The following is a 26,998-nucleotide window of genomic DNA, read 5'->3' as shown; positions in this document are numbered from 1 at the left end:
AGTTAATTGTGAGAAAATAAGTTTAAATAAACTTTAAGAGGTGACATCTATGAAAAAATTAGCTAGTACTGCTTTGGCTATATTACTTGCATTTATTCCTTTGAGTTTTTCTTTTGCAAATAGTAAGGACAATGCTGATGCCAACCAACTAAATATATCTTCAAAATCGGCAATTTTGATGGATGTTGGTAGTGGACAAATTTTATATGAAAAGGATGCTCATAAAAAGCTTCCTCCTGCCAGTGTAACAAAGGTAATGACAATGTTACTTATTGTAGAAGCTTTGGATTCAGGTGATATTAAACTTGATGATGAAGTACAAGTGAGTGAAACTGCATCTAGTATGGGTGGTAGTCAAATATTTTTAGAGCCAGGAGAAACTCAAAAAGTTGATACTTTATTAAAAGGTATAGCTGTTGCTTCTGCAAATGATGCCTGTGTAGCTATGGCTGAACACTTGGCTGGAAGTGTTGAAGGATTTGTTGATAGGATGAATTCTAAAGCAAAAGAGTTAAATATGAATGATACTCATTTTGCAAATACAAATGGACTTCCAGTAGCAAATCACTATACATCTGCTCATGATATAGCTTTAATGTCTAGAGAATTATTAAAACATGAAATGATAAGCAAATACTTAACTACATGGATGGATAAGGTTGTAGTAGGTAAAAAACAAGTTACAGTAGGTCTTGCAAATACTAATAAGCTTATAAAGCATTATCAAGGAGCTACTGGTGTTAAAACTGGATTTACTCAAGAAGCTAAATATTGTCTATCAGCATCAGCAAAAAGAGGTAATACTCATTTAGTTGCGGCAACTTTAGGTGCAGAAACTTCTCCCGAAAGATTTAATGATGCATCTAGTCTTTTAAATTATGGATTTGCAAATTATGAAAGCGTTAAGCTATGTAGTAAGGGAGATAATATTGCTACACTTACATTAGATAAAGCTGATGAAAATAAAGTCAAATTAGTTGCTAAAGAAGACTTAAATGCTCTTATTAAAAAAGGAAGTTCTAAAAAGTTTGAAAAGAAAATAGAAATAGTAAAAAATCCTAAAATGCCAATTAAAAAAGGTACTGTTTTAGGAAAGATAAAGATATGTAAAGATAAAAAAGTAATAGGTGAAGTAGAATTAATAAATAATAAAGATATAAATAAGGCAAGTTACCTACAAATGCTTCAAAGAATAATTGATAATATGATATAATCACTTGTGATAAGATAAAACTATAATTCACATAAAAAATGCCCGTATAGAAGTACTATATGGGTATTTTTATTTAGTCTATTAAAAGTTGTTATAATCATATGCTTACAATGATTATCTAAGTAAAGGCATACTACCTGTAAGTTTATTTACTTGCTTTTTATTTCCATATATTCCTATACCAAAATACTGTAGTTCGTCTTCTTGGACAGTGGCAATTTTTTGTGTGAATTCCTCATAAATATTACAACCTTGTGCAACATCTGAAAAATCTACAACAGTTAATCCTTCAAATTCAGGAGTATATAATTTTTTACGTAAATTCTTTATAATTTCTTTGTTTCCTTTTAAGATAGGTACAGGTATAGCAACAATTCCTAAATGATTATTACCTGTTTTGTCAACTACATCTGGACCTACTATTTCTGGAGTATACTTACCTAGTGTAACTCCCATTACCGCTGCTGTATTTGATATAATTCCCATTGGTAAATTTTCATCTATTACCATAACACATTTCACATTTTTATTTTCCATTTTTTAATTCTCCTTTTCATCTTCTTTAAAGTTATTTTTATCATTGTTTATAAATATATTTTGATATTGTTTAGGTGTAAGACCAATAAAGTTTTTAAAAAAATTTGTAAAGTGACTTTGGTCTACAAATCCTGTTTGTATAGCAGCATCTATGGGTTCTATTCCATTTTCTAAAAGTTTCTTAGCTTTATTTACTCGTATATTTTCAAGGTATCTGTAAGGTGTAATGCCTTTTAATTTTGTAAAATTACGAAGTAATGAGTACTTATTCATTTTTGCTAGATAACTTAACTCATCAAGTGCTATACGTTCAGCATAATTATTTTCTAAATAATCACAGACTATTTGAATTTCTGTACTTATTTTTTCTGAGTTAGACTGCAAAACTGGTTCTGTATATTCCTTTATTACTTGTTCAATTAGGAAAAAGAATATTTCTTCTTTTTTAAAATCTAATTGTTCTTCCATAATTATATGATGTAGTTCTTGTAGTAAAGGTACTAATTCACTACGAAATATTACCTGCTGATTAAACTTAGGTAAATAATTTTTCCCTGTAATTTCTAAGACAGCTTTTTGCATTATTTCTGGTTTAATATTAATACATCTATAATCAAGAACTTCATTATCTATTTGTTCACAAGTATGACTATCAAAAGGATTAAAAAGTAATAAATCTCCTGTGCTTGTAGTATACTTTTTGTTTTTGCATGATAAATATCTTTGACCTTTCTCTATAAAACCAATTACATAGTGTTCATGAAAATGGTTTGGAAAATTTTGCATGATACCTTTGAATCTATATGCTTCAACTTCTAATTCACTATCAAAACATACTGTGCGTTTTTCTTGTTTCACCTGAACAACCTCCTTTCATATTGTATAAAGTGTAACATATATTTTTTTGTACTTCTTGTATGATATTGACTAAAAACTAATAACAACTAAAAAAATGACAACTTAATTTTTTTAGTTGTCAAATTAAATAATATTTATATGTAATTTATTTTGCTAACCGATTAAAGCTTCTGCCTTTTTCTTTACAAATAGCTAGTTATTAAGTATTTATTCAGTTGCAATAACTTCGTCTAACATGTTCCCATAAGAAGCAAATTCTTTTATAAATTTTAATACAAGGGCTGTATCTGATTCAATTGTGTATATAAATTTCAGTTCATTATTTTCTACAGTACTATTCATTTTGTTACTCTCTTTATTTGTAATACACGGATAAGATAACAACAATGTCAGTTTATGTCAATATAATATTATACTACCAATAAGTGTAATTATTATATTTTTACAGCTAATATGATATAATAATAAAAGTTATAAAATAAAAAATGAATTTTAATTTTATGCCTGTATACACAATTATTATAATATAAAATAATTTTGATTATAAGTTATTTAATTGTTATAATAGTATTAAAAATTCAATTTAGGAGATGTACATTAATGTTAAGTATGAATATAGGAGAAATCGTAGCAAGTTTGGTTGGTATAGCCATGGCAATATCAATACATGAGTTTGGTCATGCATACTCGGCACATTTATTAGGTGATGATACAGCTAAGGCTTATGGAAGAATGACATTAAATCCTGTAAGACATGTCGACCCAATTGGTCTTTTGGCTATGTTTATTCTTAGAATAGGATGGGCAAAACCAGTCCCAGTAAATCCTAATAACTTTAAAAATTACAAGATAGGCAATTTGATAGTTTCACTTGCAGGTGTTTTCTGTAATGTTCTGACTGCTATAGTCTGTGTCATTATAAATAAATATGTGCACATGTATGCGATAAATACAATAGCTGAATATGTATTCTTATATAGTATGGGATTTGCTGCTTTTAATTTACTTCCTATACCTCCACTTGATGGATGGGGAGTTATATCTACACTTGTTCCATATAAATGGAATGAATATGTGTATAAATTTGAAAATATGAGTTATATAATTTTGTTGATTGCTTTATTTACAGGTATATATCAAATAATATTAACACCAATATATACCGTATTACTAAGAATAGTATATTTATTTGTTTAATAAAATAAACAACTTAAAGAGGGGTTAATATGAAGTATAATATACAATTACAAGTCTATGAGGGACCATTAGATTTGCTGTATGACTTGATAACTAAACATAAGATAGATATAAAAGATATATCAATTATAGATATAACTAAGCAATATCTTAATTATCTAAAAATGTTAGATAAAATGGATTTAGAGATAACTAGCGAATTTATAACTATGGCATCTAAGCTTTTAGAGATAAAATCTAAATACTTACTTTACAAACAAAAGGATGAAGAAGAAGACCCAAGAATAGAACTTATGGAGAAATTAGAAGAATATAGAAAATTTAAAATAGCATCACAAGATATAAGGGAAAATATAACTTATATTAATGAAAGATTTTATAGAACAAAAGAAGAAATAGTTATTGATGATAATGTAGATTTAGAAGATATATCAATAGAGGCAATAAAAAATATACTTCCATATATATTTAAGGTTAAAACATCACAAATTGAAAATACTAATGATGAAAAATTGGATAAAATAGTGAGAAAAAAGATAATATCTGTGGAAGAAAAAATAGTGTATATAAGAAATGTTATAAAAGAGAAAATAGAAGTTACTTTTACAAATATCATAAAATCATATGAAAATGATGAAATAATTGCTACTTTTTTATCTATATTGGAGCTTATAAAAGAAAAAGAAATAGTAGTGGTACAAGATATATTTTTTGATGATATTTTAATAAGAAAAAGTTCGGAGTGTTAAAATGAAAAGAGAAGATATAAAGTGTATTATAGAATCTATTATGTTTGCATATGGTGACCCAATAAGTATAAAAGAATTAAATTATATAATAAATAAAGAACTTTCATCAAAAGAGATAGAGATTATGTTAAATTTGCTTATTGATGAGTATAGAGAAAAAAATAGAGGTATTCAGATAATCAAATTGGAAAACAAATATCAAATGTGTACAAATGAAGATTATGCAGAATATATAAAAAAAATTATTGAACCAAAGAAAAAGAAAAGTTTGAGTCAAGCTACACTAGAGACTCTTACTATAATTGCATATAAACAACCAATAACAAAAGTAGAGATAGAAGATATAAGGGGAGTAAAATGTGATAAGGTGTTACAAACTCTATTTGAAAATCAACTTATAAGAGAGGCTGGTAGACTTAATAAAATAGGAAAACCAATAATTTATAAGACAACAGATGAATTTTTAAAGCTGTTAAATATAGAAAGCCTTGAAGAGTTGCCTGCTATAGAAACTTATCAAGAAGCAGTAACAAATGAATAAAGTGTTATACAAAGATAATGTTAATTTTAAAATAAAAATATGAAGAACACAGTAATTTAGTTTATAGTTTTAAATTTTTTAGACGGTTTAAAATAATCTAAGTTATTGTGTTTTTTTTGTGAATATAAAAAAATGGTTTTGGTAAAATAAATATGGTTAATTAAGTATAAATAGTAATTTTTTGATGATAATATAAACATGGAGATTAATGAATTACTTAATTTTAAATACTTAATAGTAGCAATAATTTTTATAATAAGTATAATTATATTGTTTTTAATGTCTCATATAAATATCTTATTAATAGCAGATATAAACAATAAAGATGTTTGTTTAAAACTTAATATAAAATACATGTTTGATTTAATAAATATAAATAGACAACTCTATCCAGCTGAAAATAGTAACAATAATGATAAAAAAGAGGGGATGAAGAATAATATAGACTCTAGTATATTATTAGCTGATGACCTTTTAAGTGTTTATAGACTATTAAAAAAGATAAAAATACATGAATTTTATTCAAACATTGATTTTGGAACTAAAAATATAAGTTTGACATCTTCTGTGTATGTATTAATAAATACCCTATATGGAAATTTATTTAATATAATTGATGCAGAAAAAATATATTTAAATGTAAATCCAAATTTTACAAAAGATTACTTTTTGGGAAATGTAAGGATACATATAAGGTCAAGAATAAAAGATTTATTTCATTTTATAATAATGGTTAATAAAGTTATGAATAAAAATAAAGGAAATTATAAGGGAGGTGATAGTAATGAGAGCAACAGGTTCGATACAAAGTCTTATGGAAACAACTCTTGAAACTATTAAAGGTTCTATAGATGCAAATACTATTATAGGAGACCCTATAAAAACAGATACTACAGTAGTTGTTCCTATATCAAAAGTAACAATTGGATTTGGTATAGGTGGAGGAGAGTATTCAAAAGGATATGATGAGAAAGATAAAAATATTGAAATAAAAAGTGAAAAAGCAGATACAAATTTTGCAGGAGGTAGTGCAGGAGCTATATCTGTACAACCAGTAGCATTTGTAGTAGTTGAAAGTGGAGAGACTAGAATAATGAGCTTAGATAGTAATATTAATCTAGTGGATAATATCTTGTCTATAACTCCTAGAGTATTAGAAAAAATTCAGAATATATCTCAAAATAATAAAAATACAGACAAGAACAATATGTAGTATAAGATTAGAATAGTTTTGAAAATAAAATATATCATTGAATAAAATAGTGAGATTGATATAAGTCTCACTATTTTATAATGTAATTTAAATGTTTTTTACTTTATACCTAATAATATTTTAGTTTAAAACAATTTAAATGGATAATAAAGTTTATCTATAGTATAATTATAAAAAGAAAAGAAGTATTATATTAGAGATATATAAACATATTTGGGGGATAAGAGGGAGTCCCAATTATTAATTTTGAGGTGAATTTTATGAGTGATAAAGAGTTATCTATTTTGTTGTTGGAGAGTATGAATAACTTTCATAATTTAATAAAGATTATTAATAATGAAAGATATAAAAAAGGTAAAGTACTTACAGAAAGGCAATTTTTTGCTTTAGTAAGTATAAGAAAACATAATAAAATGGAACTTAAAAATTTAAGTAGAGATTTACATGTATCTACTTCTAGTTTGTGTATATTACTTAATAAGTTAGTTGAGCAAGAGTATGTATATAGGGAAGAAGATAGTAGAGATAGACGAAATACTTTTTATGGAATAACTGAAAGTGGAGAAAAAATACTAGATGATGAAATATTAAAATTTATATCTATAATAAGTGATAAAATGAACTGTTTAGATATAGAAAACAAAGATAAATTATCTGCTTCTTTGGAAGACTCTAGAAATATAATTGAACAATTATTTTAAAAAGGAGAATTTAATATGCATATAAAATGTTCTAAAGAAATATTAAAAAGTTTGGATGATGCTATAACTGTAGTTACTGTGTTTGAAGATGAGAATGTTTCTACAATGTTTGATAAATTAAATATTGTAAGTAAAAACTTCAGTGCTAAAGAAAATAACATAGAAATTGTGACATTGCTTGAAAATGACAATCTAGTAGACCTTTGCTTAGTTGGTCTTGGTAAGAAAGAATCTTTAGATAAGGAAAAACTTAGAATCATAGGTGGCAACTTGTGTAAAAAAATAAAAGGGGTATTTAGAAATAAAGTATGTAAAAATAATGATATTAACATAATAAATGTTAATTTAGACATAGAGCAGATAGGTGCTTTTTCAGAAGGAATATTGCTTGGCAACTATAAATTTGATAAATATAAGACAAAAAGTGAAGCTTTTGAAGAAAGAGAAATAGATAATATAATTATATTTACTGAAAAAGAAGCAGAGTATGAAATAGAAAAAGCTAAAATACTATCTAATTCAACTATAATAGCTAGAGATTTAGTTAACGAACCATCAAATATAATATACCCAAAGACATTGGCAATAGAGGCAGTTAGACTTGGGGCAGAGTATGGATTTAATGTTGAGATTTATGAAGAAGAAAAAATAAAAGCATTGGGTATGGAAGCTTTTTTTGCTGTATCAAAAGGTTCAGTTAATAAACCAAGATTTATAGTAATGCGCTATTTTGGAGATGAAGAAAATACAGATATACTAGGTCTAGTGGGTAAAGGATTGACTTATGATACTGGTGGATATTCTTTAAAATCAAATGCATCTATGCTAGATATGAAAACAGACATGGCTGGAGCGGCAAGTGTAATAGGAGCTATGTGTGCCATATCTCAGAGTAAATTAAAGAAAAATGTTATAGCAGTAGTGGCTGCATGTGAAAATGCTTTATCAGGAGGTTCATATAAGCCAGGAGATATAATTAATTCTATGGCAAGAAAAACTATTGAAGTTTTAAATACAGATGCAGAAGGTAGACTTACATTAGCTGATGCAATATATTACATTATAAATAATGAAAAAGTGACAAAAGTTGTTGATGTAGCAACATTGACTGGTGCAGCTCTAACATTATTAGGTAATGTTGCAACTCCTGTAGTAACAAATAATGAGGATTTTTATTGTGAGTTGGAAAAAGCATCTACTTTATCTGGAGAAAGAGTCTGGAAGATGCCACTTTATGATGAGTTTAAAAATATGGTAAAGGGAGAAGAAGCAGACCTTAAAAATACTGGAGGTAAAAATGCTGGATGCATAACAGCAGGAGCCTTTATTGGAGAATTTGTTGGCAGTACTCCATGGATACATATGGATATAGCAGGTACAAGTACATCATCAAAATCAAAGGGATATAAATCAAAAGGAGCGACAGGAGAGCCTGTTAGGACATTGTATTATTTAGCAGAGATATAAAATTATATAATACAAAAACTATAGTTTAACGTGTAAAGCCACTTGGATATTTTTAAAACTTAAAAAATGTCCAAGTGGCTTTATTTATAAATTTAAATAAATTATTTACTCTTTTTCTTTTTTTTAAGGATAAAGGTATCTATATTAGATAAAAGAGGAAGTATGTACACAATGCTAGTAGCAAAAATAAATATGAAAATGGTAGTTGTATTGTAACTTAAAAAGCTATAGTAATATTGTGAATCAGCAAATGTATTTAGTAAAAATATAAATGAAAAGTAAATAAGACAAATTCCAAAATTATCTCTAAATGCATGTCTGTTAACTTTAAATTTTCTTACATCAACCATATAAATATTTGCATATATTATCAAACATTTAGAGAAGATAAATAGAAAATATATGAAGCTAGGGAATTCGTATCCTAAGTTTTTAGAAAAAATAAGTTCTCCAACAGAACAGACTAAACTCCAAGAAAAAAATATGTTAAAAAAATGATACTGTTTAAAAGCTAATATAGCTATACATATGTATAGACAAATATGGCTAATTCCAATTGGTAAGGAATTCAAGGTGCTATAATTCCCTGAAGAAATAATTAAAATTTGTTCTAAGGCAACGACTATTACCATTAAGGTACAAAGTATTTTCTCAACTGTGTAACTATAGGGTAAAATATTTTTTGTTAGCTTTGGACAATGATATAGAAATAATCCGAATATAAAAAGACTTACAAACTGTTCACTAGAAAAAAGAAAAATTTTAAACATAGAGCATTCTCTCCTATAATAAATTAATATGTACCTATATAAATATATTCATCCTCTATCAATTTAATATATAAAAAATTTAATAAAGTTAAGATTTTATATAGAAATTTTAAAGAGATAAAAATTTTTAAATTTAGTGGGCATATTGGAATCATGTCAAAAAATAAAAATATTTTTATTTATTAAAGTTTTTGGGAATAATAATAACAAATATTAGAACTAATTAACAGTTTTTGTAAGTATTTGACAATAGAGAGGGTGTAACAAATGGGAATAATAGAATCAGCATCAAAGTTAGCTGAGATAGTTCATTTATTAGCAATTGAAAATGGGATAACAGATATAGAAGCATGGGAGGAAGCAGTAGAAGAATATAGTAAAATTTATGAAAATAAGAGAGAACAATATAGAAGTTAAAAATAAAATTTTGCTGACAAAAAACTCGTTATACTGGATAAAATTTAATCGTTTATGAAAATATTAAATAATATATGCAAATAAAACAAAAAATGGTATCTCAATTACAATCTAAAAAAATCATTTTGAGATACCATTTAATAGCAAATTTACACAGAAATTAAATATTTCATACTTTAAATTTATTTTAATAAATATTTAGAGATAGAAGGTTTACTTATCTATGTTTTTTATGTAACCTCTTTTTTCTAGTTTTTTTATATGTTCTTTGCGTATTTCATCAAGATTAATGCCATATTGCTCTTCTAGTTTAAACATCATAGTTACACATGTTTGAGCCACATCCATCAATTCTTTAGCAGTTTTCTTTATGATATCAACTTCATCTAAGTCATTATTTTCTCCACTTAGATTTCTGAATTTGCCTATACATTCAGCTAATTCGCCTTGTTCTTCACCCATTTTGATAAATGTAGACTCCAGTGTTGGGTCTAAATTATTAAGTTCTGGTAAAGATATAGTTTTTAGTTTCATAAAAAGCTCCTTTCAAATTATATATTTATACTAAAATACTATAACAAAAATAATGCTAAAAAGAAACTTTAAATTCAACATAAAAACTCATATATATAATAAAAATAGTAAAATAAATCTATATTTGTCTTAATACAGCTTCATATAGAACTTCTCCAATAGGTCTATTAATTACAAGAGATGCAGATTTATCATAAACTGTGTTTGCCTTATTAATAAGAGCAATATATTTACCTTTGTAATAATCTATAAGACTAGCTGCTGGATATACAGCTAATGATGTACCTCCTATAATCAGTAAATCAGCATTACTTATAGCAGAAATTGTCTTAGTAATAACATCACTGTCAAGAGCTTCTTCATAAAGCACTACATCAGGTTTTACTATAGAGCCACAATCATCACAATGAGGAATATTACCTCCTAGATTTAGCATAGCTTCTAAATCAAAAAATTTACCACAGTTAGTACAATAATTTCTATGTACAGAACCGTGAAGTTCTAAAACATTTTTACTTCCAGCCATTTGATGAAGCCCATCAATATTTTGAGTTATAACAGCTTTAAGTTTACCCATTTCTTCTAGCTTTGCCAAAGCTATGTGGGCATTATTAGGTTTTGCATTAGGATATATTAGTTTATCTTTGTAGAATTCAAAGAACTCTTCTGGATATTTAACAAAGAAAGTATGTGAAACTAATTGCTCAGCAGTAAATTGTTTATTAAGTTTTTGATTAAAAAGTCCAGTAGAGCTTCTAAAATCTGGTATATTAGATTCAGTTGAAACACCTGCTCCACCAAAAAATACTATATTATTATGATTAGATATTAAGTCTTTTAGGTTATTTGCATCCATAGTCTACACCTCCAAAATTATTATATATAGATTGTACTACATAATATAAAGTTTATGTTACTTTATTAGATTCTGAGTATTTTCTTAATGTTTTAAAAATCAATTTAAAGAGTGGGCATAAATAAAATTATACGAGCTAAAAAAATTTATATTTTTCAATATATAAATATATAGATTAAAATCAGAAATAAAAATAAAGAAAGTATAAATAAAATGTATACATAATATAAATAGACAATATTTACTAAAATCATAAGTTGTCGTATAATTATATTAAAATTGTTTTAGTGTTAAAAGAAGGGCGGGGGAAGTAAGTGAAGAAAAGAGCAGCTTTAGCAACATTAGCTGTATTACCATTAACTATGGTAAATGCACATGCTGATGGAGAAATAGGTATAGTGACTATAAATTATTTAAATGTAAGAAATGAACCAACTGCCGAAAGTAGTATATCTTTTGTTGCTAAAAAAGATGATAAAGTTTTAATAAAAGACTCTTCTAATGGATGGTATAAAATAAAAGCTGAATCTGGACAAGAAGGTTGGGCTTCATCAAAATATATAGCAAAATCTAATGGTGATTTTTTAAGAACATCTACAAATAAAGAAAAACAAGTTACTTCAAATAGTTTAAATATGAGAAATGGAGCAGGAACAAGCTATAGAGTTATAACTGTATTAAAAAAGGGACAAAAAGTAGAAGTAATATCAGAAAGTAATGGCTGGTCAAAAATCAAATATGATGGAAGACTAGGTTATGTATCGAGTTCTTATCTAGGAGATGTATCAAGCTCAACTAATAAATCAAAAACTAAGCAGGTAAATACAACTTCACTAAATGTAAGAAGTGGTCCAAATACAAGCTATGGTGTATTAGGTAAGTTACAAAAAGGAAGTAAGGTAGAAGTAATATCAGAATCTAATGGATGGTCAAAAATAAAGTATAATGGAAAAGATGGATATGTATCTAGTATGTATTTATCAAATGCAGGTCAGAGCGATACAAATGATTCTAGCCAAGGTACTGATAAAAAAGATACTAATAAATTTGTAAATACAGCTTCTTTAAATGTACGAAGTGGTCCAGGTTCTACATATAGTAAATTAGGAAAGGTCTATAAGGGAAGCAAAGTAACTGTGATATCAGAAAGTAGTGGATGGGCTAAAATTAATTTTAATAATAAAGAAGCATTTGTTGTGGGAAATTATCTATCTGATTCAACAGATACATCAAATAATAATAACTCAAATAACAATTCTAACAATAATGGAAATAATGATTCTACAACATCAGGACAAGTAAATGGTATGGCAAATATAAGTGGGGCTAAGATTGATTACAAATCTCTAAGCTATACGTTAGCTTCTCATATAAGTAAACAAGTTGAGAAAGCAACAGCAGGAGGGAATGTAATAGCTCCAGGTAATAGAAAAAGTACTCCAAGTCCTGAATTTAGTACATTTTCAGCACAAAGAACAAGTTCATTTGTAAATGCTAGTTCAAGTGATATAGAATATTATTTAAATCCTAAAAACTTTACAAATACTACAAAAGGTATGATGCAATTTTTGAAGATTAATAGTTATAGAAGTGGTATATCAGAGTCAAGTTTAAATTCGTACCTTAACGGATTATCTTCTAGTGTATTTAAGAATCAAGGAGCTGCATTTATAAATGCTGCTAAGAAGTATAATATAGATGTAGTATATCTAGTATCTCATGCTATGTGGGAAACTGCTTATGGTAAATCTACACTTGCACAAGGCCAGACATTGACTTCTTATAAAGGTCAAGCTCTTAGCAAGCCAGTTAAAGTGTATAATTTTTTTGGAATAGGAGCAATAGATAAAAGTGCTAATGTTTCAGGAGCAGAGGCAGCATATTCTAATGGATGGACTAGTATTGAAGCTACAATAGATGGTTCTGCAAAATGGATATCTCAAAACTATGTAAATAGTTCTAAGTACAATCAAAATACTATTTACAAGATGAAGTGGAATTATGATTATACATGGCACCAATATGCAACTGATGTAAATTGGGCTAATGGAATTTCTGGAATTATGGAAAATTTAATTGGACTTTATGGTGGTGGAAGTAGTTTAGTCTTTGAAGTACCACAATATAAGTAATACATAAGTAAAAAATATAGACTATGGGTAGTTTTTCATTTTGTTTAAATTATCTGTAGTCTTTTTGTATATAATTTACTAGATATAAACCTTAATATTAGTAAAATTTTTATGTTATAATATTAATTCTAAGTAAATATAAGTGAGTAATAGATAGAAATAGAGAAAAAGTGGTAATAATATATATATAATGTTAGGAAAGGAGGATATAAATGGAAAGTGTTAAGGAATATTTAGATAAATTAGAAATTAATAACAGTGGCCTTGGAAAACAACTTAAAGAAGTTTACATAAATAGAGTAGTTTATTTTAAAGAAAATAAAATTGTTTACTTTTACCTAACGTCTAAAGAGATTGTTTCCCATGAACTTTTAGATAAATTTAGAGAAGAATTGATGTATAAGCTTGATTATTTTAAAGATATAAAGATGAAAATAAGATTTACTGGGTTTGAAAGAAAATCTAACAAAGATGTTATAAAAAAATATTGGAATAATATCTTGTATATATTAAAGTACTTGTGTCCGTCCATTGCAGGATGGTATAAGCAAGTTGAATTTCTTTGTTTAGATGAAGAATTAAAAATAAAACTCCCAAAGGGTATATTTTATGAGAGATTAATAAGAAAAAATGTAGTTCATGTACTTAAAACTGTTCTTAGTGAAGAATTGGGATTGGACTTAGATATAACTATTGAAAAAGCTGTTGATGAAAAGGTAAATGTAGAAAGACTCATAAGAATAAATGATAGGGAAATGGAAGAAAAAATTAGAGCATTGGAAATTGGACAAATTAATAAGTGTGAAGAAAATGAAGAAGAAGGTTATGTTATTAAATCAGAAGTTGATGAAAATTTAGTCTATGGAGATAATGCAAATGCTATGATTGAAAATATATCTGGATTAAATGCATCTTCTGGAACAGTTGCAGTTGTTGGGGATATATTTGATGTTGAGACTAAAGAACTTAAAAATGGAAAAATACTTATGATAGCATCGATTACAGATTATACTAGTTCAATAAGTTGTAAGCTATTTTTAACAGATACCAATAAAGATGGAGTACTTGAAAATGTTAAAAAAGGAGCTTATTTAAAACTTAAAGGTGACATAGTTTATGATACATATCAAAGAGAAATTAGTATGATGATTAGTGGAATTAGACAAGAAAATAGACCAGAGAGAAAAGATATTTCAGAAGAAAAAAGGGTAGAACTTCATGCACATACTCAGATGTCCTCTATGGATGCTATTTGTTCTGTTAAAAAACTTGTAGAACGTGCAGCCAAATGGGGACATCCAGCGATTGCTATAACAGACCATGGTGTTGTACAGGGATTCCCAGATGCTATGAATGCTGGTAAGGCAAACAACATAAAAATACTTTATGGAGTAGAAGGGTATTTAGCTGAAGATGATTCTCTTATTATAGAAGATGCAAATGATAAAGAACTTTCTCAGACGTTTGTTGTATTTGATATAGAGACTACTGGATTTTCTAATACAAATGATAAAATAACTGAAATTGGTGCTGTAAAAATAGAAAATTTTAAAATTGTAGATAGATTTAGTGAACTGATAAATCCTGAAAAAGATATTTCGTATAAGATACAAGAATTAACGGGAATAACTAATGAATTGATTAAAGACAAGCCAACTATTGAAGAAGTTCTTCCAAGATTTATGGAGTTTGTTGGAGATAGTGTACTAGTTGCACATAATGCAGAGTTTGATACTGGGTTTATATCACAGAAGTGTAGAGAACAGGGGATAATGTATAATCACAAAAAGGTAGATACACTTATGTTAGCCAGAGTAATGCTTCCAAAGTTAAAAAGACATAGGTTAAATGTTGTTGCTAAAGAGCTTGGTATACCTCTTTTAAACCATCATAGAGCAGTTGATGATGCAGAGGCAACTGCACTTATATTTAATAAATTTTTACAGATGCTTACAGAAAAAGGTGCAAAAACTTTAAGTGATGTGAATAATATTCTTGGAAAAATTGATTATACAAAGCTTAGTACAAACCATATAACTTTGATAGCAAAAAATTCTGTAGGTATAAAAAACTTATATAAGATAATTTCAGATGCACATGTAAATCATTTTTTTAGAGCACCAAGAATCCTTAGAAGTATTTTAAATGAGTATAAGGAAGGTCTCATAATTGGTTCAGCTTGTGAAGCCGGGGTTGTTTTTCAAGCTGTAAAGAAAAATGTACCTGATGAAGAAATGAAAAAAATAATAGATTTATATGATTATATAGAAGTGATGCCTATAGATAACAATAGGTTTATGATTGATAAAGGAGAAGTAAAGGATGAAGAAGAGTTAAGAGAATTAAATAGAAAATTAATTGATACAGCTAAGAGGTTTAATAAAATTCCAGTAGCTACTGGAGATGTTCATTTTTTAGATAAACATGAAGCTGTTTTAAGAAAAGTTCTAAAGTATTCTCAAGGATTTAAGGTAGATGAAGAAGAGACTTATTTACATTTTAGAACAACAGATGAAATGTTGGAGGAGTTTAGTTATCTTGGAGAAGAGTTAGCATATGAAGTTGTGGTTGAAAATAGTAATTTGATTGCTGATATGGTTGAAAATATAAAACCTATACCAGATGATACATATCCACCAATTATAGAAGGTTCAGATGTAGAATTAAGGGAAATGTGCTATGAAAAAGCTAAACGGATTTATGGAGAGCCAATACCAGAAATAGTTCAAAAGAGATTGGATAGAGAATTAAATTCAATAATAAGTAATGGATATGCAGTTATGTATATCATAGCTCAAAAACTAGTTGCAAAATCTCTCTCAGATGGATATTTAGTTGGTTCAAGAGGTTCTGTTGGTTCATCATTTGCAGCTACTATGAGTGATATAACAGAAGTTAATCCTCTACCAGCTCACTATATTTGTGAAAATGAAGATTGTAAATATTCCTTTTTTTATGAAATAGGTGAATGGGGGTCAGGTGTTGACTTGCCAGATAAGGATTGTCCAAAATGTGGAAGAAAACTTGCTAAAAATGGTCATGATATTCCATTTGAGGTCTTCTTAGGTTTTGAAGGTGATAAAGAACCAGATATAGACCTAAATTTCTCAGGAAATTATCAGCCTACAATCCACAAATACACTGAAGAATTATTTGGAGAGGGATATGTATATAGAGCAGGAACTATAGGTACTGTAGCAGAAAAAACAGCTTTTGGATATGCAAGAAAATATGTAGAAGAAAATAATATAAGTGTACCAAATGCAGAGGTACTTAGACTTTCAAATGGGTGTACTGGTGTAAAAAGAACTTCAGGACAGCATCCTGGTGGAGTTATGGTTATACCAGACTATAAAGATGTATATGATTTTACACCTATACAATATCCAGCAAATGATACTTCTTGTGGTGTTATAACTACTCACTTTGATTATCATTCAATAAGTGGTAGGATACTTAAACTTGATATACTTGGACACGACGGTCCTACTATCATAAGAATGCTTGAAGATATTACTGGAATAAATATAACAGAAATTCCTCTAGACGATGAAGAAACTATGTCTTTATTTACATCTACAGAAGCGTTAGGAGTTACACCAGAAGAGATAAATTGTCCTATAGGATGTCTTGCTGTACCTGAATTTGGAACTAAGTTTGTACGACAAATGCTTCTTGACACAAAACCCACTACATTTGCAGAGCTCGTACGTATATCTGGTCTTTCTCATGGTACGGATGTTTGGGTAAACAATGCACAAGATTTAGTTAGAGAAGATATAGTGGGATTAAAAGATGTTATATCTACACGAGATGACATAATGAACTACTTAATATTTAAAGGCTTACCTCCTAAGATGAGTTTTACAATAATGGAGAGTGTAAGAAAAGGGAAAGGTTTGAAACCAGAACATATTGAAGAAATGAAGAAAAATAATGTTCCAGAATGGTATATAGGTTCATGTAAAAAGATTAAATATATGTTCCCCAAAGCACATGCTGTTGCTTATGTTATGACCTCATTTAGAATTGCATATTGTAAAGTACATTACCCAGAAGCCTTTTATGCAACTTACTTTACTACAAAGGTGGAAGATTTTGATGCAGATTTAATTGTTAAGGGTTTGGATACTATAAAATCAAAAATAAATGAGATTGAATCATTGGGAAATGATGCAACTACAAAGGAAAAAGGTATGTTGACTGTATTAGAAGTTGCTCTTGAAATGTATGCAAGGGGGATAAAGTTGTTACCAGTTGATATATATAAATCAGATGCAAGTGACTTTATAGTTGTTGGAGAAAAAACATTACTTCCACCAATGGCAGCAATACAAGGCCTTGGAGGAAATGCAGCTTTAAATATTCAAAATGAAAGAAAAAATGGTGAATTTATATCAAAAGAAGATTTAAGAAAGAGAGCAAAAGTATCAAAAACAGTAATAGAAACACTTACTAATCATGGCTCACTTGAAAATATGAGCGATGAAAACCAATTGTCTCTGTTTTAGGTTAGTTCAAAAAGTTGCAAATAAAAGAATTTTATGATATCATAGTATAGAAAATAGTATACTTTGCAGAAACTAAGAGTGAGACAGCTGTTCTCACTCTTTTATTTTAAATATATTATTAAGAACTAGTTTAATTTTATTGAATACATTTAATTTAAAAATTATTTAATAAAATTAAACTAGTCATTTACAATTGAATAGGAGGTAATTTAATGAAAAAAGATTTAGAAGCAGCAATTGAAGAAATTGTAACTAAAATAACGGATGAACATGGATTTGAAATGGTTGATGTTGAATATGTAAAAGAAGCGGGAGAATACTACTTAAGAGTATACATAGATAAAGAAGAAGGAATATCTTTAAACGAATGTGAATTAGTTAGTAGAGAACTAAGCCCAATATTAGACGAAAAAGACCCTATAAAAGAGAATTATTTTTTAGAAGTATCTTCTCCAGGGCTTGATAGAGCATTAAAAAAAGACAGAGATTTTGTTAGATACCAAGGTAGAGATGTAGATTTAAAATTATATAAACCATTAAATGGATGTAAACAATTTGAAGGTGAACTTGTAGGATTAACAGAAGATAATAATATAAAAATCATTATAAATGGTGAAGAAATGGAATTTAATAGAAAAGATGTTGCTATTGTTAGATTAGCAATAAAGTTTTAGTGGTATATTAAATAGGGAGGAAATAAAAAATGAATCATGAATTTATGGAAGCACTAAACGAATTAGTAGTTGATAGAGGTATAGATAAAGAAATACTTATAGATACTATAGAGCAAGCTCTTTTAACTGCATACAAAAAAAACTTTGGTTCAGCACAAAATGTTAGAGTTGAGTTTGATAGAGACAAAGGAGATATAAAAGTATTTTCTCAAAGAGTAGTTGTCGATGAATCAGACCTATATGATACTTTCTTAGAAATAGAGTTAGCAGATGCTAGAGAGATAAACCCTAATTATGAATTGGGTGATATTATAGAGCATGAAGTTACACCTAAAAACTTTGGAAGAATTGCAGCTCAGACAGCAAAACAAGTAGTTGTTCAAAGAATAAGAGAAGCTGAGAGAGAAATAGTGTATAATGAATTTATAGAAAAAGAAAATGAAATAGTTACAGGAGAGGTTGCTAGAGCAAATAAAAATATTGTTTATGTAAATCTTGGAAGAATAGAAGGGATAATGACTCAAAGTGAGCAAATCCCATTTGAAAATTACAAAGCAGGTCAAAAAATAAAATTCTATATACTTGAAGTTAAAAAGACTAACAAAGGACCTCAAATAGTTGTATCAAGAAGTCATCCAGGTCTAGTAAAGAGATTATTTGAAGAAGAAGTTCCTGAAATATATGAGGGTATAGTTCAAATAAAATCAGTGGCAAGAGAAGCTGGGTCAAGAACTAAAATGGCAGTAAGATCTATAGATGAAAAAATAGATCCAATTGGAGCTTGTGTAGGTCCAAAAGGACTTAGAGTAAAAAATATAGTGGATGAACTTGGTGATGAAAAAATAGATATAATAAAATATAGTGAAAATCCAGCAGAGTTTATATCAGCAGCACTTAGCCCATCAAAAGTTGTTAAAGTAGATATAAATGAAGATGAAAAATCTGCCTTAGTTATTGTTCCAGATTATCAGTTATCACTTGCTATAGGTAAAGAAGGTCAAAATGCAAGACTTGCAGCAAAATTGACAAACTGGAAGATAGATATTAAGAGCGAATCTCAAGCAGAACAAGAAATGATAAATCTTGAAAAATCCAAAGAAATAGAAGATGAGGGTATTAAAGTTGAATTTATCAATCAAGATGAGTTAGATGTCTCAGATGATAATTTCAAAGAAGAAGAGTAAGGAGGGATGGCTTTGAAAAAAGTAAAAAAAGTGCCTCAAAGAAAATGCATAGCATGTCAAGATAGAGACTCTAAAAAAGAGCTTATAAGAATAGTTAAAAATAAAGAAGGAAAAATATTTTTAGACCCAACAGGAAGAGCTAATGGAAGAGGAGCATATGTATGCAAAAGCTCTGAATGTCTAAAAAAAGCTATAAAAAGCAAAGCATTAAATAAAGCTTTTAAAATTGATGTTCCTGATGAAGTCTATGATAATCTACTTATGGAGTTAGAAGAATATGAAAAATAATAAAGAAAAGATACACTCGTTCTTAGGACTCGCAACTCGTGCAGGGAAAATAGTGTCTGGTGATGATTCAACTTTGCTTGACTTAAAAAAAGGAAAAGTAAAATTAATTTTAATTGCAGAAGATGCATCAAATAACACAAAAAAACTTTTTAAAGATAAATCAACTTTTAGAAATATTCCATATCTATTTTTTTCAACAAAAGATGAAATAGGATTTGCAATAGGAAAATCTCCAAGAGCAGTCGTAGGAATAAAAGATGAAAATTTCGCTAAAAAGATAATTGAACTAATAGAAATTTAAAATAAAATAGGGGGTGATCTTGTGTCAAAAACAAGAGTATACCAAATAGCAGAAAAATTAAATATATCAAATGAAGAGCTTATAAATAAGTTAGCTGAATTAGATATTAATGTAACTGACAAAGATTCAGTATTAGAAGGTGAAGCGTTAGAATTAGCACTTGAAGTGTTAAGTGAAGATTCATCTCAAGAAAATGGAAATGTTATAGAAATAGATGGACAGTTGACAGTACAAGTATTAGCAACTAAATTAGATAAATCTCCATCAGAAATAATTATGAAGCTTATGAAAATGGGAACTATGGCAACAATAAATCAAGAGATAAATTTTGAGATTGCTGCTTTAGCTGCCAAAGACTATGGATTTGAATTAACAGTAGCAGAAAGTGATGATACAGAAGCTTTAGAAATAGAAGCTTTAATGGAAATTGAAGAAGATAATGAAGAGGATTTAAAATCTAGACCACCAGTTGTTACGGTTATGGGACATGTTGACCATGGTAAAACATCTTTACTAGATGCAATAAGAAAAACTGATGTAATTTCAGGTGAAGCTGGAGGAATAACTCAGCATATAGGTGCTTCAGAAGTTAAAATCAATGACAAAAAAATAGTATTTTTAGATACACCAGGACATGAGGCTTTCACATCAATGAGAGCAAGAGGAGCACAAGTTACAGATATAGCAATATTAGTTGTTGCAGCAGATGATGGTATAATGCCTCAAACAGTAGAAGCAATAAACCATGTTAAAGCAGCAGGAGTACCTTTAATAGTTGCTATAAATAAAATAGATAAACCAGGTGCAAACCCAGATAAAGTTAAACAAGAATTAGCAGACCAAGGATTATTAGTTGAAGACTGGGGTGGAGAAGTAATAGCAGTTCCAGTATCAGCTAAGAAAAAAGAAGGAATAGATACACTTTTAGAAATGGTATTGTTGGTTGCTGAAATAGAAGAATTAAGAGCAAATCCAAATAAAAGAGCAGTAGGAACTGTTATAGAAGCTGAGCTTGATAAGGGAAGAGGTCCAGTTGCAACAGTACTTGTTCAAGGTGGTACTCTAACAGTAGGTGATCCAATCGTTGCAGGTGTTGCATGTGGTAAAGTTAGAGCTATGATAAATGCAAAAGGTAAAAGAGTTAAGACAGCAGGACCATCTACAGCAGTAGAAATATTAGGGCTATCAGAAGTTCCACAAGGTGGAGACCAATTCGTTGAGGTTCCAACAGATAAAATTGCTAGAAGTGTAGCAGCAAGAAGACAACAATTAGCTAGAGATGAGATGTTAAAATCAACTCAAAGATTATCACTAGATGCTTTATTTAGTCAAATGAGTGAAGGTGCTATAAAAGACCTTAACATAGTTATAAAAGCAGATGTACAAGGTTCAGTACAAGCAGTTAAACAATCTTTAGAAAAATTATCAAATGAAGAAGTACAAGTTAAAGTAATACATGGAGGTGTTGGAGCTGTAACAGAATCAGATATATTACTTGCAGCAGCTTCTAATGCAATAATAATAGGATTCAATGTAAGACCAGTTCCAGGCGCAGAATCTCTAGGAGAAAAGGAAAATGTTGATATAAGAACATATACTATAATATACAAGGCTATAGAAGATATACAAGCTGCTATGACTGGTATGTTAGACCCTGAATATGTTGATGAAGAAACAGGAAAAGCTGAAATAAGAGAAATATATAAAATATCTGGTATTGGAACAGTAGCTGGATGTTATGTAACTAATGGTAAAATATTTAGAAACTGTAAAATAAGATTAGTTAGAGATAGTATAATAATACATGAAGGTGAACTTGCAGCACTTAAGAGATTTAAAGATGATGTAAAAGAAGTTAATTCTGGATACGAATGTGGTATGAGTTTTGTAAATTATAATGACATAAAAGAAGGCGACATAGTAGAAGCTTATATAACTAAAGAAGTAGAAAGAAAATTATAAATTCGTATCAAAGAAAATCAGTTAGTAAAGAAGGTCGATGGTATGGCATCATATAATAGAACAAGAAGAATTGCAGAAGAAATAAGAAAAGTAGTAAGCACTATGCTTATAAATGGAGTAAAAGACCCTAGAATAACATCTTTGGTAAGTGTAACTGATGTAGAAGTTACAAATGACCTAAGATATGCTTATGTATATGTAAGTATTCTAGGTGGAGATGAAGAATCTACATTAGCAGGACTTAAGAGTGCTGGAGGGTATATAAGAAGAGAAGTAGGAAAAAATATAAAGCTTAGATATATTCCTGAGATAATATTTAAACTTGATGATTCAATAGAAAAAGGAATGTATATGGATAGCCTTATAAAGAGAGTAAATGAAAAAAATACTCAAAAAAATGAGGATGAAAATTATGATGAATAATATTGATAGTATTATAAATTATATATATGAGGGTGACTATTTTATAGTTACCTCTCATATTAGTCCAGATGGAGATAATATTGGTTCAACACTTTCAATGTATTATACACTAAAAAGTTTAGGGAAAAATGTATATTATGTACTTGATGATGAAGCCCCATTGAATTTGAAGTTTTTAGTTGAAGGTGTAGAAATTTATAAGTCTCATGAATTTGATATAAATAAGTATTCTCTAATTGCACTTGACTGCGGAGATAAGATGAGAATATGTGTAAGTGATGAAATCAAAAATAATGCATCAAAAGTAATCTGTATTGACCATCATGCTAGTAATGATTCATATGGAGATTTAAACTATGTAGATATTGATGCATCTTCTACTTGTGAACTAGTGTATAATTTATTAGTTAGATTTCAAGAAATAAAAGACATTAAGATTATGAATAAAGATATAGCAACATGTTTATATACAGGTCTTGTGACTGATACTGGAAATTTTTCCTATTCAAATGTGCATGCAAGTAGTTTTGAGATGGCAAAGAATTTACTTGTTTTAGGTGCAGAAAAAAACACTATAATACAAAATATATATCAAAGTAATTCTTCTGATTATTACAAATTATTAGGTGAAGCTTTAAAATCTTTGGAGATATTTGATTCAAAGGTATCTAGTATAATTTTAACTCAGGATATGATGAATAGGAATAACATGAGTTTCAATGATGTTGATGGTATAACAACATATACTAGAGATATAAAAGGTATTGAAGTTGGAATTTTATTTAAAGAAAAAAAACAAGATGAAATTAAAGTGAGTTTTAGGTCAAAAAATTATGTTGATGTAAGTGAAATAGCTAAAGTATTTGGTGGCGGTGGTCATATAAGAGCTGCTGGATGTACTATCAAAGATAGTATTGATAATGCTAAACAAATGGTATTAGAGGCAGTGTTAAAATCAATTTAAGGTGACAATAAAATGAATAAGATTATAAATATATTGAAACCCACAGGTATGACATCTCATGATGTTGTAAGTAGGGTAAGAAAGATTTTAAATATGAAAAAAGTTGGGCATACAGGTACTCTTGACCCAGATGCATCAGGTGTTTTACCAATATGCACAGGAAAAGCTACAAAAGTATGTGAACTTATTTTAAACAAAGATAAATCGTATATATGTGAACTTACTTTAGGTATAAGTACAGATACCTATGATTCATCTGGAGAAATTATAAAAAAAATTGATGATTTTAAGTTAAGTAATGAAGATATAGAAAGAGCTTTTGATACACAAAAAGGTGAAATAGACCAACTTCCTCCAATTTACTCAGCTTTAAAAGTAAATGGAAAGAGAATGTGTGATTTAGTAAGAAGTGGTAGAGGCTCTGAGATTACTTTAAAAACTAGAAGAATAAACATAAAAGATATAAAAATCCTTAGTATAAAAGGTAATAAAGTAATGTTTTATGTTGAATGTTCTAAAGGGACTTATGTGAGAAGCATTTGCCATGATATAGGAGAATATCTAGGGTGTGGAGGACATATGTCATTTTTAAATAGAACATCTTCTGGTAAATTTAACTTGGAAAATTCGATAACGCTAGAAGAATTAGAATTATTTTATGCAAATGAAACTCTGGATAAACACTTATATGATATAGATTATGTATTGGATTCGTTTAATTATATTGTATTAAACCCTAATGCTATAAAATATTATAGTAATGGTGGTTCAATAGATGATAAGAGATTTTTAAAGAACAATCTCAGTAAAGATGATGAATTTGTAAGAGTATATAGTAAAGATAACTTCTTAGGATTAGGAAAATTATCAAAACATAATAATACAGTAAGTGTTAAAAGCGATAAGATGTTTATATAATCAATGTATTTGAAAAACACCAAAAGAGATAGTGCTATAATAACTTCTATAGTCTATCTCTTTTACTTATGCTATAATAGTTTGTGAATAAGTTAAGAGTAAATTATAATTTTAGCGGGGAAAATTTATTATGGTGATTATAAAATCTATAGCAGAAATAGCAAACATAAAAGAAAGTGTCATTACCATAGGGAACTTTGATGGCATACACAAAGGACATCAAGTTCTTATAAAAAAAGCAGTTGAATATGCAAAAAAAGAAAATATACAGAGTATTGTATTTACATTTGCAAATCATCCTGTAAACTACTTTAGACCAAACTCAACAAAAAATATTATAAGTAATGAGGACAAAATAAATTTATTAGAAGAATTGGGAATAGATATAGTTGTAATTATACCATTTGATGAGTATATGACTAAAATACCTGCAAATGATTTTGTAGAGGAGATACTAGTAAAAAGATTAAAGGCTAAAAAAATAGTGATTGGACATGACTTTACGTTTGCCAGAGCTAAAGAAGGGAATGTCAATCTATTAAAAAGCTTAGAAGATGAATTTGGTTTTGAGGTGGAAGTAATAAAACCAATCAAAATAAATGATGTAAGAGTGAGTAGTACTTATATTAGAAGTTTAGTATCCCAAGGTGATATGACTAATGTTAAAGAGTATTTAGGCCGTAATTACAAGTTAGAAGGGTGTGTTATACATTCTAAACACCTTGGAAGAACTATGGGATTCCCAACAGCAAATATTGACCTTAAGAATAATATGCTCGTTCCAAAGAGAGGTATCTATGCTTCTATTGTACATATTGGAGATGAGGTTTATTTTGGTGCTACAAATGTAGGTTATAACCCGACAGTTAATGGAAAATCTTTGTCTATTGAAACAAACATTTTAGAATTTGACAGAGATATTTATGGTAAAAATATAATTGTTGAATTTTTGGAAAGAATAAGGGATGAGAGAAAATTTAATTCAATAAATGACTTAAAAAATCAATTGTCTAATGACACAAACTATGTATATGAAAACTATGTTTGCAAAAACAAGTAATGTATGATAAAATGATTAAGGAAAATAACCATTACTCAGCTTTTGAATACTCCAATCAATGCTTAGTAATAGGCGTTTCTAAAAAAATACGGAGGTAATCTAAATGATAAACAAAACAGAAATAATCAAAGAATATGGAAGAGTTGAAGGAGATACTGGTTCTCCAGAAGTACAAATAGCTTTATTAACAGCTAGAATAAATGATCTAAATGGACATTTAAAAACTCATAAGAAAGACCACCATTCAAGAAGAGGACTATTAAAAATGGTTGGTAGAAGAAGAAACTTATTAGCTTACTTAAAAGAAAAAGATCTTGAAGGATATAGAGCATTAATAGCTAAATTAGGATTAAGAAAGTAATTTCATTCTTTATAAAAAAGCAGGTATAGTGTATACCTGCTTTTTTATAGTTAATTTATTATAGAGTAAAATAGTTAATAATAAAAGTAATTTATACATTATAAAAAATTATAAAATGAATAATATTGGGTAAGAATATAAGGTAATATATAAATACATAATCAATTAAAAAGGAAAGACAAGATAAATATAGAAATTTTATACTATAATATTTAGTTAGAATAAGGAGGAAATTATTTTGAAAATAAAGTTAGTATGTGATAGTTTGTGCGATATTCCAGATGAAATATCAGAGAAAGATTGTATAGAAATAGTTCCACTTACAGTTATTTTTAATGATAGAGAATATATAGAAGGAGTGGATATAGATAAAGAAGAGTTTTACAAGAAAGTAAAAGAAATAAAACAAATACCTAAGACTTCACAAGCTACATATATGGAGTTTAAAGAAGTATTTGATAAGTTTATAGAAGAGGGATACCATATAATCTGTTTAACAGGCGCATCAAATGCTTCAGGAACTTTTCAAAGTGCCGTAATAGCTAAAAATGATATGAATGAAAAAGAAAAAATACATATATTTGATACTCGAAACTTATCACTTGGTAGTGGGCAATATGTTATAAAGGCCTGTGAACTTGTTGAAGAAGGTTTGGGGTTTGAAGAAATAATAAATGAGTTAGAAAACATTCGTAGCAGTATAAGATTACTTTTTGCTCCATATACCCTTGATTTCTTAAAACAAAGTGGAAGGGTTCCAGTAGCAACTGCTTTAATAGGAAATATGTTGAATATAAAACCTATATTTTTCTTTGATAATGGGGAAGCTAAGTTGGTAAACAAGGTTAGAGGAGTAAAAAATATAGCAAGTAAACTAGTAGATATAATTTTAGAAATGAATGAAGGGTCTTTAGAAGGGAAAATAGTAACAATAGGTTGTGGAGATAATCTACATGATTATGAAATATTAAAAGAAGAAGTAAATAAAAGAATAAAAGCAAGAAGAGTCTTGTTTACTAGAGGTGGAGTTTCTATTTGCTCTCATACAGGGCCGGATATATTAGCTATAAGTTGTTCTAATTAGCAGAAATATAAGCTTCTTGCATATATAGGCAAAGATAATTTTTATATTGTTAATTTATAGTATTTTTGATAATATAGTAAATA

General features: G+C 28.2%; 27 protein-coding genes. 22 read left to right on the top strand and 5 right to left on the bottom strand.

The window, feature by feature from the left end; translation table 11 throughout:
* The first annotated feature begins 49 nt into the window (after window positions 1-49).
* Window positions 50-1,213, top strand: coding sequence for a D-alanyl-D-alanine carboxypeptidase family protein (locus KGF45_RS05415; RefSeq protein WP_227841969.1), 1,164 nt, complete (start codon window positions 50-52; stop codon window positions 1,211-1,213).
* A 114-nt stretch (window positions 1,214-1,327) separates the two neighbouring features.
* Here KGF45_RS05415 and KGF45_RS05410 read toward each other — a convergent pair whose 3' ends face one another.
* From KGF45_RS05410 to KGF45_RS20050, 3 genes are all read right to left on the bottom strand, one after another.
* On the bottom strand, window positions 1,328-1,750 hold the full coding sequence (locus tag KGF45_RS05410) for a DUF2000 domain-containing protein (RefSeq protein ID WP_227434201.1): 423 nt from the start codon (window positions 1,748-1,750) through the stop codon (window positions 1,328-1,330).
* 3 nt (window positions 1,751-1,753) lie between these two features.
* Window positions 1,754-2,608, bottom strand: coding sequence for an AraC family ligand binding domain-containing protein (locus tag KGF45_RS05405; RefSeq protein ID WP_227827182.1), 855 nt, complete (start codon window positions 2,606-2,608; stop codon window positions 1,754-1,756).
* 207 nt (window positions 2,609-2,815) lie between these two features.
* The gene (locus KGF45_RS20050; RefSeq protein ID WP_255287758.1) at window positions 2,816-2,950 is read right to left on the bottom strand and encodes a hypothetical protein; all 135 of its coding nucleotides are present in this window, start codon (window positions 2,948-2,950) and stop codon (window positions 2,816-2,818) included.
* A gap of 258 nt (window positions 2,951-3,208) precedes the next feature.
* Here KGF45_RS20050 and KGF45_RS05400 point away from each other — a divergent pair, with 258 nt between their 5' ends.
* From KGF45_RS05400 to KGF45_RS05360, 8 genes are all read left to right on the top strand, one after another.
* On the top strand, window positions 3,209-3,805 hold the full coding sequence (locus KGF45_RS05400; protein ID WP_227434204.1) for a site-2 protease family protein: 597 nt from the start codon (window positions 3,209-3,211) through the stop codon (window positions 3,803-3,805).
* Window positions 3,806-3,834: 29 nt separating this feature from the next.
* Window positions 3,835-4,554 (top strand): segregation/condensation protein A, encoded by a 720-nt coding sequence (locus KGF45_RS05395; protein ID WP_227827183.1) that lies wholly within the window; start codon window positions 3,835-3,837, stop codon window positions 4,552-4,554.
* A 1-nt stretch (window position 4,555) separates the two neighbouring features.
* On the top strand, window positions 4,556-5,095 hold the full coding sequence (scpB, locus tag KGF45_RS05390) for an SMC-Scp complex subunit ScpB (protein WP_227827184.1): 540 nt from the start codon (window positions 4,556-4,558) through the stop codon (window positions 5,093-5,095).
* 198 nt (window positions 5,096-5,293) lie between these two features.
* Window positions 5,294-5,926, top strand: a complete 633-nt coding sequence (locus KGF45_RS05385) for a DUF2953 domain-containing protein (protein ID WP_227827185.1) — start codon at window positions 5,294-5,296, stop codon at window positions 5,924-5,926.
* Entirely contained in the window at window positions 5,880-6,308 is a 429-nt protein-coding gene (ytfJ, locus tag KGF45_RS05380) for a GerW family sporulation protein (RefSeq protein ID WP_227434208.1), read from the top strand. Before KGF45_RS05385 ends, ytfJ begins: the two co-directional genes overlap by 47 nt.
* A gap of 260 nt (window positions 6,309-6,568) precedes the next feature.
* Window positions 6,569-7,009 carry a MarR family winged helix-turn-helix transcriptional regulator gene (locus KGF45_RS05375; protein ID WP_227827474.1) on the top strand — a complete coding sequence of 147 codons (441 nt, stop codon included), beginning with the start codon at window positions 6,569-6,571 and terminating at the stop codon, window positions 7,007-7,009.
* A 15-nt stretch (window positions 7,010-7,024) separates the two neighbouring features.
* The gene (locus tag KGF45_RS05370) at window positions 7,025-8,476 is read left to right on the top strand and encodes a leucyl aminopeptidase (RefSeq protein ID WP_227841968.1); all 1,452 of its coding nucleotides are present in this window, start codon (window positions 7,025-7,027) and stop codon (window positions 8,474-8,476) included.
* Window positions 8,477-9,513: 1,037 nt separating this feature from the next.
* Entirely contained in the window at window positions 9,514-9,663 is a 150-nt protein-coding gene (locus KGF45_RS05360; RefSeq protein WP_227841966.1) for a hypothetical protein, read from the top strand.
* A 213-nt stretch (window positions 9,664-9,876) separates the two neighbouring features.
* Here KGF45_RS05360 and KGF45_RS05355 read toward each other — a convergent pair whose 3' ends face one another.
* A complete protein-coding gene (locus KGF45_RS05355; protein ID WP_009905401.1) occupies window positions 9,877-10,197 on the bottom strand; it encodes a MazG-like family protein in 321 nt (106 codons plus the stop codon).
* 118 nt (window positions 10,198-10,315) lie between these two features.
* The gene (locus tag KGF45_RS05350) at window positions 10,316-11,053 is read right to left on the bottom strand and encodes an NAD-dependent protein deacylase (protein WP_227841965.1); all 738 of its coding nucleotides are present in this window, start codon (window positions 11,051-11,053) and stop codon (window positions 10,316-10,318) included.
* Window positions 11,054-11,367: 314 nt separating this feature from the next.
* Between KGF45_RS05350 and KGF45_RS05345 the strand changes: the two genes are divergently transcribed.
* The 13 genes from KGF45_RS05345 to KGF45_RS05285 all read left to right on the top strand — a co-directional run bounded on the left by KGF45_RS05345 (window position 11,368) and on the right by KGF45_RS05285 (window position 26,915).
* Window positions 11,368-13,185: an SH3 domain-containing protein gene (locus KGF45_RS05345; protein ID WP_227841964.1), complete on the top strand. Its 1,818-nt coding sequence runs from the start codon at window positions 11,368-11,370 to the stop codon at window positions 13,183-13,185.
* A 212-nt stretch (window positions 13,186-13,397) separates the two neighbouring features.
* Complete coding sequence (locus tag KGF45_RS05340) at window positions 13,398-17,696, top strand: PolC-type DNA polymerase III (protein ID WP_227827191.1); 4,299 nt, start codon at window positions 13,398-13,400, stop codon at window positions 17,694-17,696.
* A gap of 212 nt (window positions 17,697-17,908) precedes the next feature.
* Complete coding sequence (rimP, locus tag KGF45_RS05335; RefSeq protein ID WP_227827192.1) at window positions 17,909-18,370, top strand: ribosome maturation factor RimP; 462 nt, start codon at window positions 17,909-17,911, stop codon at window positions 18,368-18,370.
* 29 nt (window positions 18,371-18,399) lie between these two features.
* Complete coding sequence (gene nusA, locus KGF45_RS05330) at window positions 18,400-19,554, top strand: transcription termination factor NusA (protein ID WP_227827193.1); 1,155 nt, start codon at window positions 18,400-18,402, stop codon at window positions 19,552-19,554.
* Window positions 19,555-19,560: 6 nt separating this feature from the next.
* Window positions 19,561-19,842 (top strand): RNase P modulator RnpM, encoded by a 282-nt coding sequence (gene rnpM, locus KGF45_RS05325; RefSeq protein WP_227434218.1) that lies wholly within the window; start codon window positions 19,561-19,563, stop codon window positions 19,840-19,842.
* Window positions 19,832-20,143: a L7Ae/L30e/S12e/Gadd45 family ribosomal protein gene (locus KGF45_RS05320; protein ID WP_227434219.1), complete on the top strand. Its 312-nt coding sequence runs from the start codon at window positions 19,832-19,834 to the stop codon at window positions 20,141-20,143. The genes rnpM and KGF45_RS05320 overlap by 11 nt, the downstream gene beginning before the upstream one ends.
* A 21-nt stretch (window positions 20,144-20,164) precedes the next feature.
* The gene (infB, locus tag KGF45_RS05315) at window positions 20,165-22,105 is read left to right on the top strand and encodes a translation initiation factor IF-2 (RefSeq protein WP_227827194.1); all 1,941 of its coding nucleotides are present in this window, start codon (window positions 20,165-20,167) and stop codon (window positions 22,103-22,105) included.
* Between the two features lie 42 nt (window positions 22,106-22,147).
* The gene (rbfA, locus tag KGF45_RS05310; protein ID WP_227434221.1) at window positions 22,148-22,528 is read left to right on the top strand and encodes a 30S ribosome-binding factor RbfA; all 381 of its coding nucleotides are present in this window, start codon (window positions 22,148-22,150) and stop codon (window positions 22,526-22,528) included.
* Window positions 22,509-23,492, top strand: a complete 984-nt coding sequence (locus tag KGF45_RS05305) for a DHH family phosphoesterase (RefSeq protein WP_227839921.1) — start codon at window positions 22,509-22,511, stop codon at window positions 23,490-23,492. The genes rbfA and KGF45_RS05305 overlap by 20 nt, the downstream gene beginning before the upstream one ends.
* Window positions 23,493-23,504: 12 nt before the next feature.
* The gene (gene truB / locus KGF45_RS05300; RefSeq protein ID WP_227827196.1) at window positions 23,505-24,410 is read left to right on the top strand and encodes a tRNA pseudouridine(55) synthase TruB; all 906 of its coding nucleotides are present in this window, start codon (window positions 23,505-23,507) and stop codon (window positions 24,408-24,410) included.
* A gap of 130 nt (window positions 24,411-24,540) precedes the next feature.
* A complete protein-coding gene (locus tag KGF45_RS05295; protein ID WP_227827197.1) occupies window positions 24,541-25,470 on the top strand; it encodes a bifunctional riboflavin kinase/FAD synthetase in 930 nt (309 codons plus the stop codon).
* A 103-nt stretch (window positions 25,471-25,573) separates the two neighbouring features.
* Complete coding sequence (rpsO, locus tag KGF45_RS05290; RefSeq protein ID WP_227434225.1) at window positions 25,574-25,831, top strand: 30S ribosomal protein S15; 258 nt, start codon at window positions 25,574-25,576, stop codon at window positions 25,829-25,831.
* A 238-nt stretch (window positions 25,832-26,069) separates the two neighbouring features.
* Window positions 26,070-26,915, top strand: a complete 846-nt coding sequence (locus tag KGF45_RS05285; protein WP_227827198.1) for a DegV family protein — start codon at window positions 26,070-26,072, stop codon at window positions 26,913-26,915.
* Window positions 26,916-26,998 lie beyond the last annotated feature (83 nt).

It is taken from the genome of Clostridioides sp. ZZV14-6154 (assembly GCF_020657785.1).
Taxonomy (GTDB): Bacteria; Bacillota; Clostridia; order Peptostreptococcales; family Peptostreptococcaceae; genus Clostridioides.
The sequence above is the reverse complement of the archived record's forward strand: the minus strand, read 5'-3'. Positions and strand labels throughout refer to the sequence as shown.

Bases quoted from the DNA above. Each gene is read 5' to 3' on its own strand.
- KGF45_RS05415 (WP_227841969.1), top strand. From the start codon at position 50: ATGAAAAAATTAGCTAGTACTGCTTTGGCTATATTACTTGCATTTATT.
- KGF45_RS05410 (WP_227434201.1), bottom strand. From the start codon at position 1,750: ATGGAAAATAAAAATGTGAAATGTGTTATGGTAATAGATGAAAATTTA.
- KGF45_RS20050 (WP_255287758.1), bottom strand. From the start codon at position 2,950: ATGAATAGTACTGTAGAAAATAATGAACTGAAATTTATATACACAATT.
- KGF45_RS05400 (WP_227434204.1), top strand. From the start codon at position 3,209: ATGTTAAGTATGAATATAGGAGAAATCGTAGCAAGTTTGGTTGGTATA.
- KGF45_RS05395 (WP_227827183.1), top strand. From the start codon at position 3,835: ATGAAGTATAATATACAATTACAAGTCTATGAGGGACCATTAGATTTG.
- scpB (WP_227827184.1), top strand. From the start codon at position 4,556: ATGAAAAGAGAAGATATAAAGTGTATTATAGAATCTATTATGTTTGCA.
- KGF45_RS05385 (WP_227827185.1), top strand. From the start codon at position 5,294: ATGGAGATTAATGAATTACTTAATTTTAAATACTTAATAGTAGCAATA.
- ytfJ (WP_227434208.1), top strand. From the start codon at position 5,880: ATGAGAGCAACAGGTTCGATACAAAGTCTTATGGAAACAACTCTTGAA.
- KGF45_RS05375 (WP_227827474.1), top strand. From the start codon at position 6,569: ATGAGTGATAAAGAGTTATCTATTTTGTTGTTGGAGAGTATGAATAAC.
- KGF45_RS05370 (WP_227841968.1), top strand. From the start codon at position 7,025: ATGCATATAAAATGTTCTAAAGAAATATTAAAAAGTTTGGATGATGCT.
- KGF45_RS05360 (WP_227841966.1), top strand. From the start codon at position 9,514: ATGGGAATAATAGAATCAGCATCAAAGTTAGCTGAGATAGTTCATTTA.
- KGF45_RS05355 (WP_009905401.1), bottom strand. From the start codon at position 10,197: ATGAAACTAAAAACTATATCTTTACCAGAACTTAATAATTTAGACCCA.
- KGF45_RS05350 (WP_227841965.1), bottom strand. From the start codon at position 11,053: ATGGATGCAAATAACCTAAAAGACTTAATATCTAATCATAATAATATA.
- KGF45_RS05340 (WP_227827191.1), top strand. From the start codon at position 13,398: ATGGAAAGTGTTAAGGAATATTTAGATAAATTAGAAATTAATAACAGT.
- rimP (WP_227827192.1), top strand. From the start codon at position 17,909: ATGAAAAAAGATTTAGAAGCAGCAATTGAAGAAATTGTAACTAAAATA.
- nusA (WP_227827193.1), top strand. From the start codon at position 18,400: ATGAATCATGAATTTATGGAAGCACTAAACGAATTAGTAGTTGATAGA.
- rnpM (WP_227434218.1), top strand. From the start codon at position 19,561: ATGGCTTTGAAAAAAGTAAAAAAAGTGCCTCAAAGAAAATGCATAGCA.
- KGF45_RS05320 (WP_227434219.1), top strand. From the start codon at position 19,832: ATGAAAAATAATAAAGAAAAGATACACTCGTTCTTAGGACTCGCAACT.
- rbfA (WP_227434221.1), top strand. From the start codon at position 22,148: ATGGCATCATATAATAGAACAAGAAGAATTGCAGAAGAAATAAGAAAA.
- KGF45_RS05305 (WP_227839921.1), top strand. From the start codon at position 22,509: ATGAAAATTATGATGAATAATATTGATAGTATTATAAATTATATATAT.
- truB (WP_227827196.1), top strand. From the start codon at position 23,505: ATGAATAAGATTATAAATATATTGAAACCCACAGGTATGACATCTCAT.
- KGF45_RS05295 (WP_227827197.1), top strand. From the start codon at position 24,541: ATGGTGATTATAAAATCTATAGCAGAAATAGCAAACATAAAAGAAAGT.
- rpsO (WP_227434225.1), top strand. From the start codon at position 25,574: ATGATAAACAAAACAGAAATAATCAAAGAATATGGAAGAGTTGAAGGA.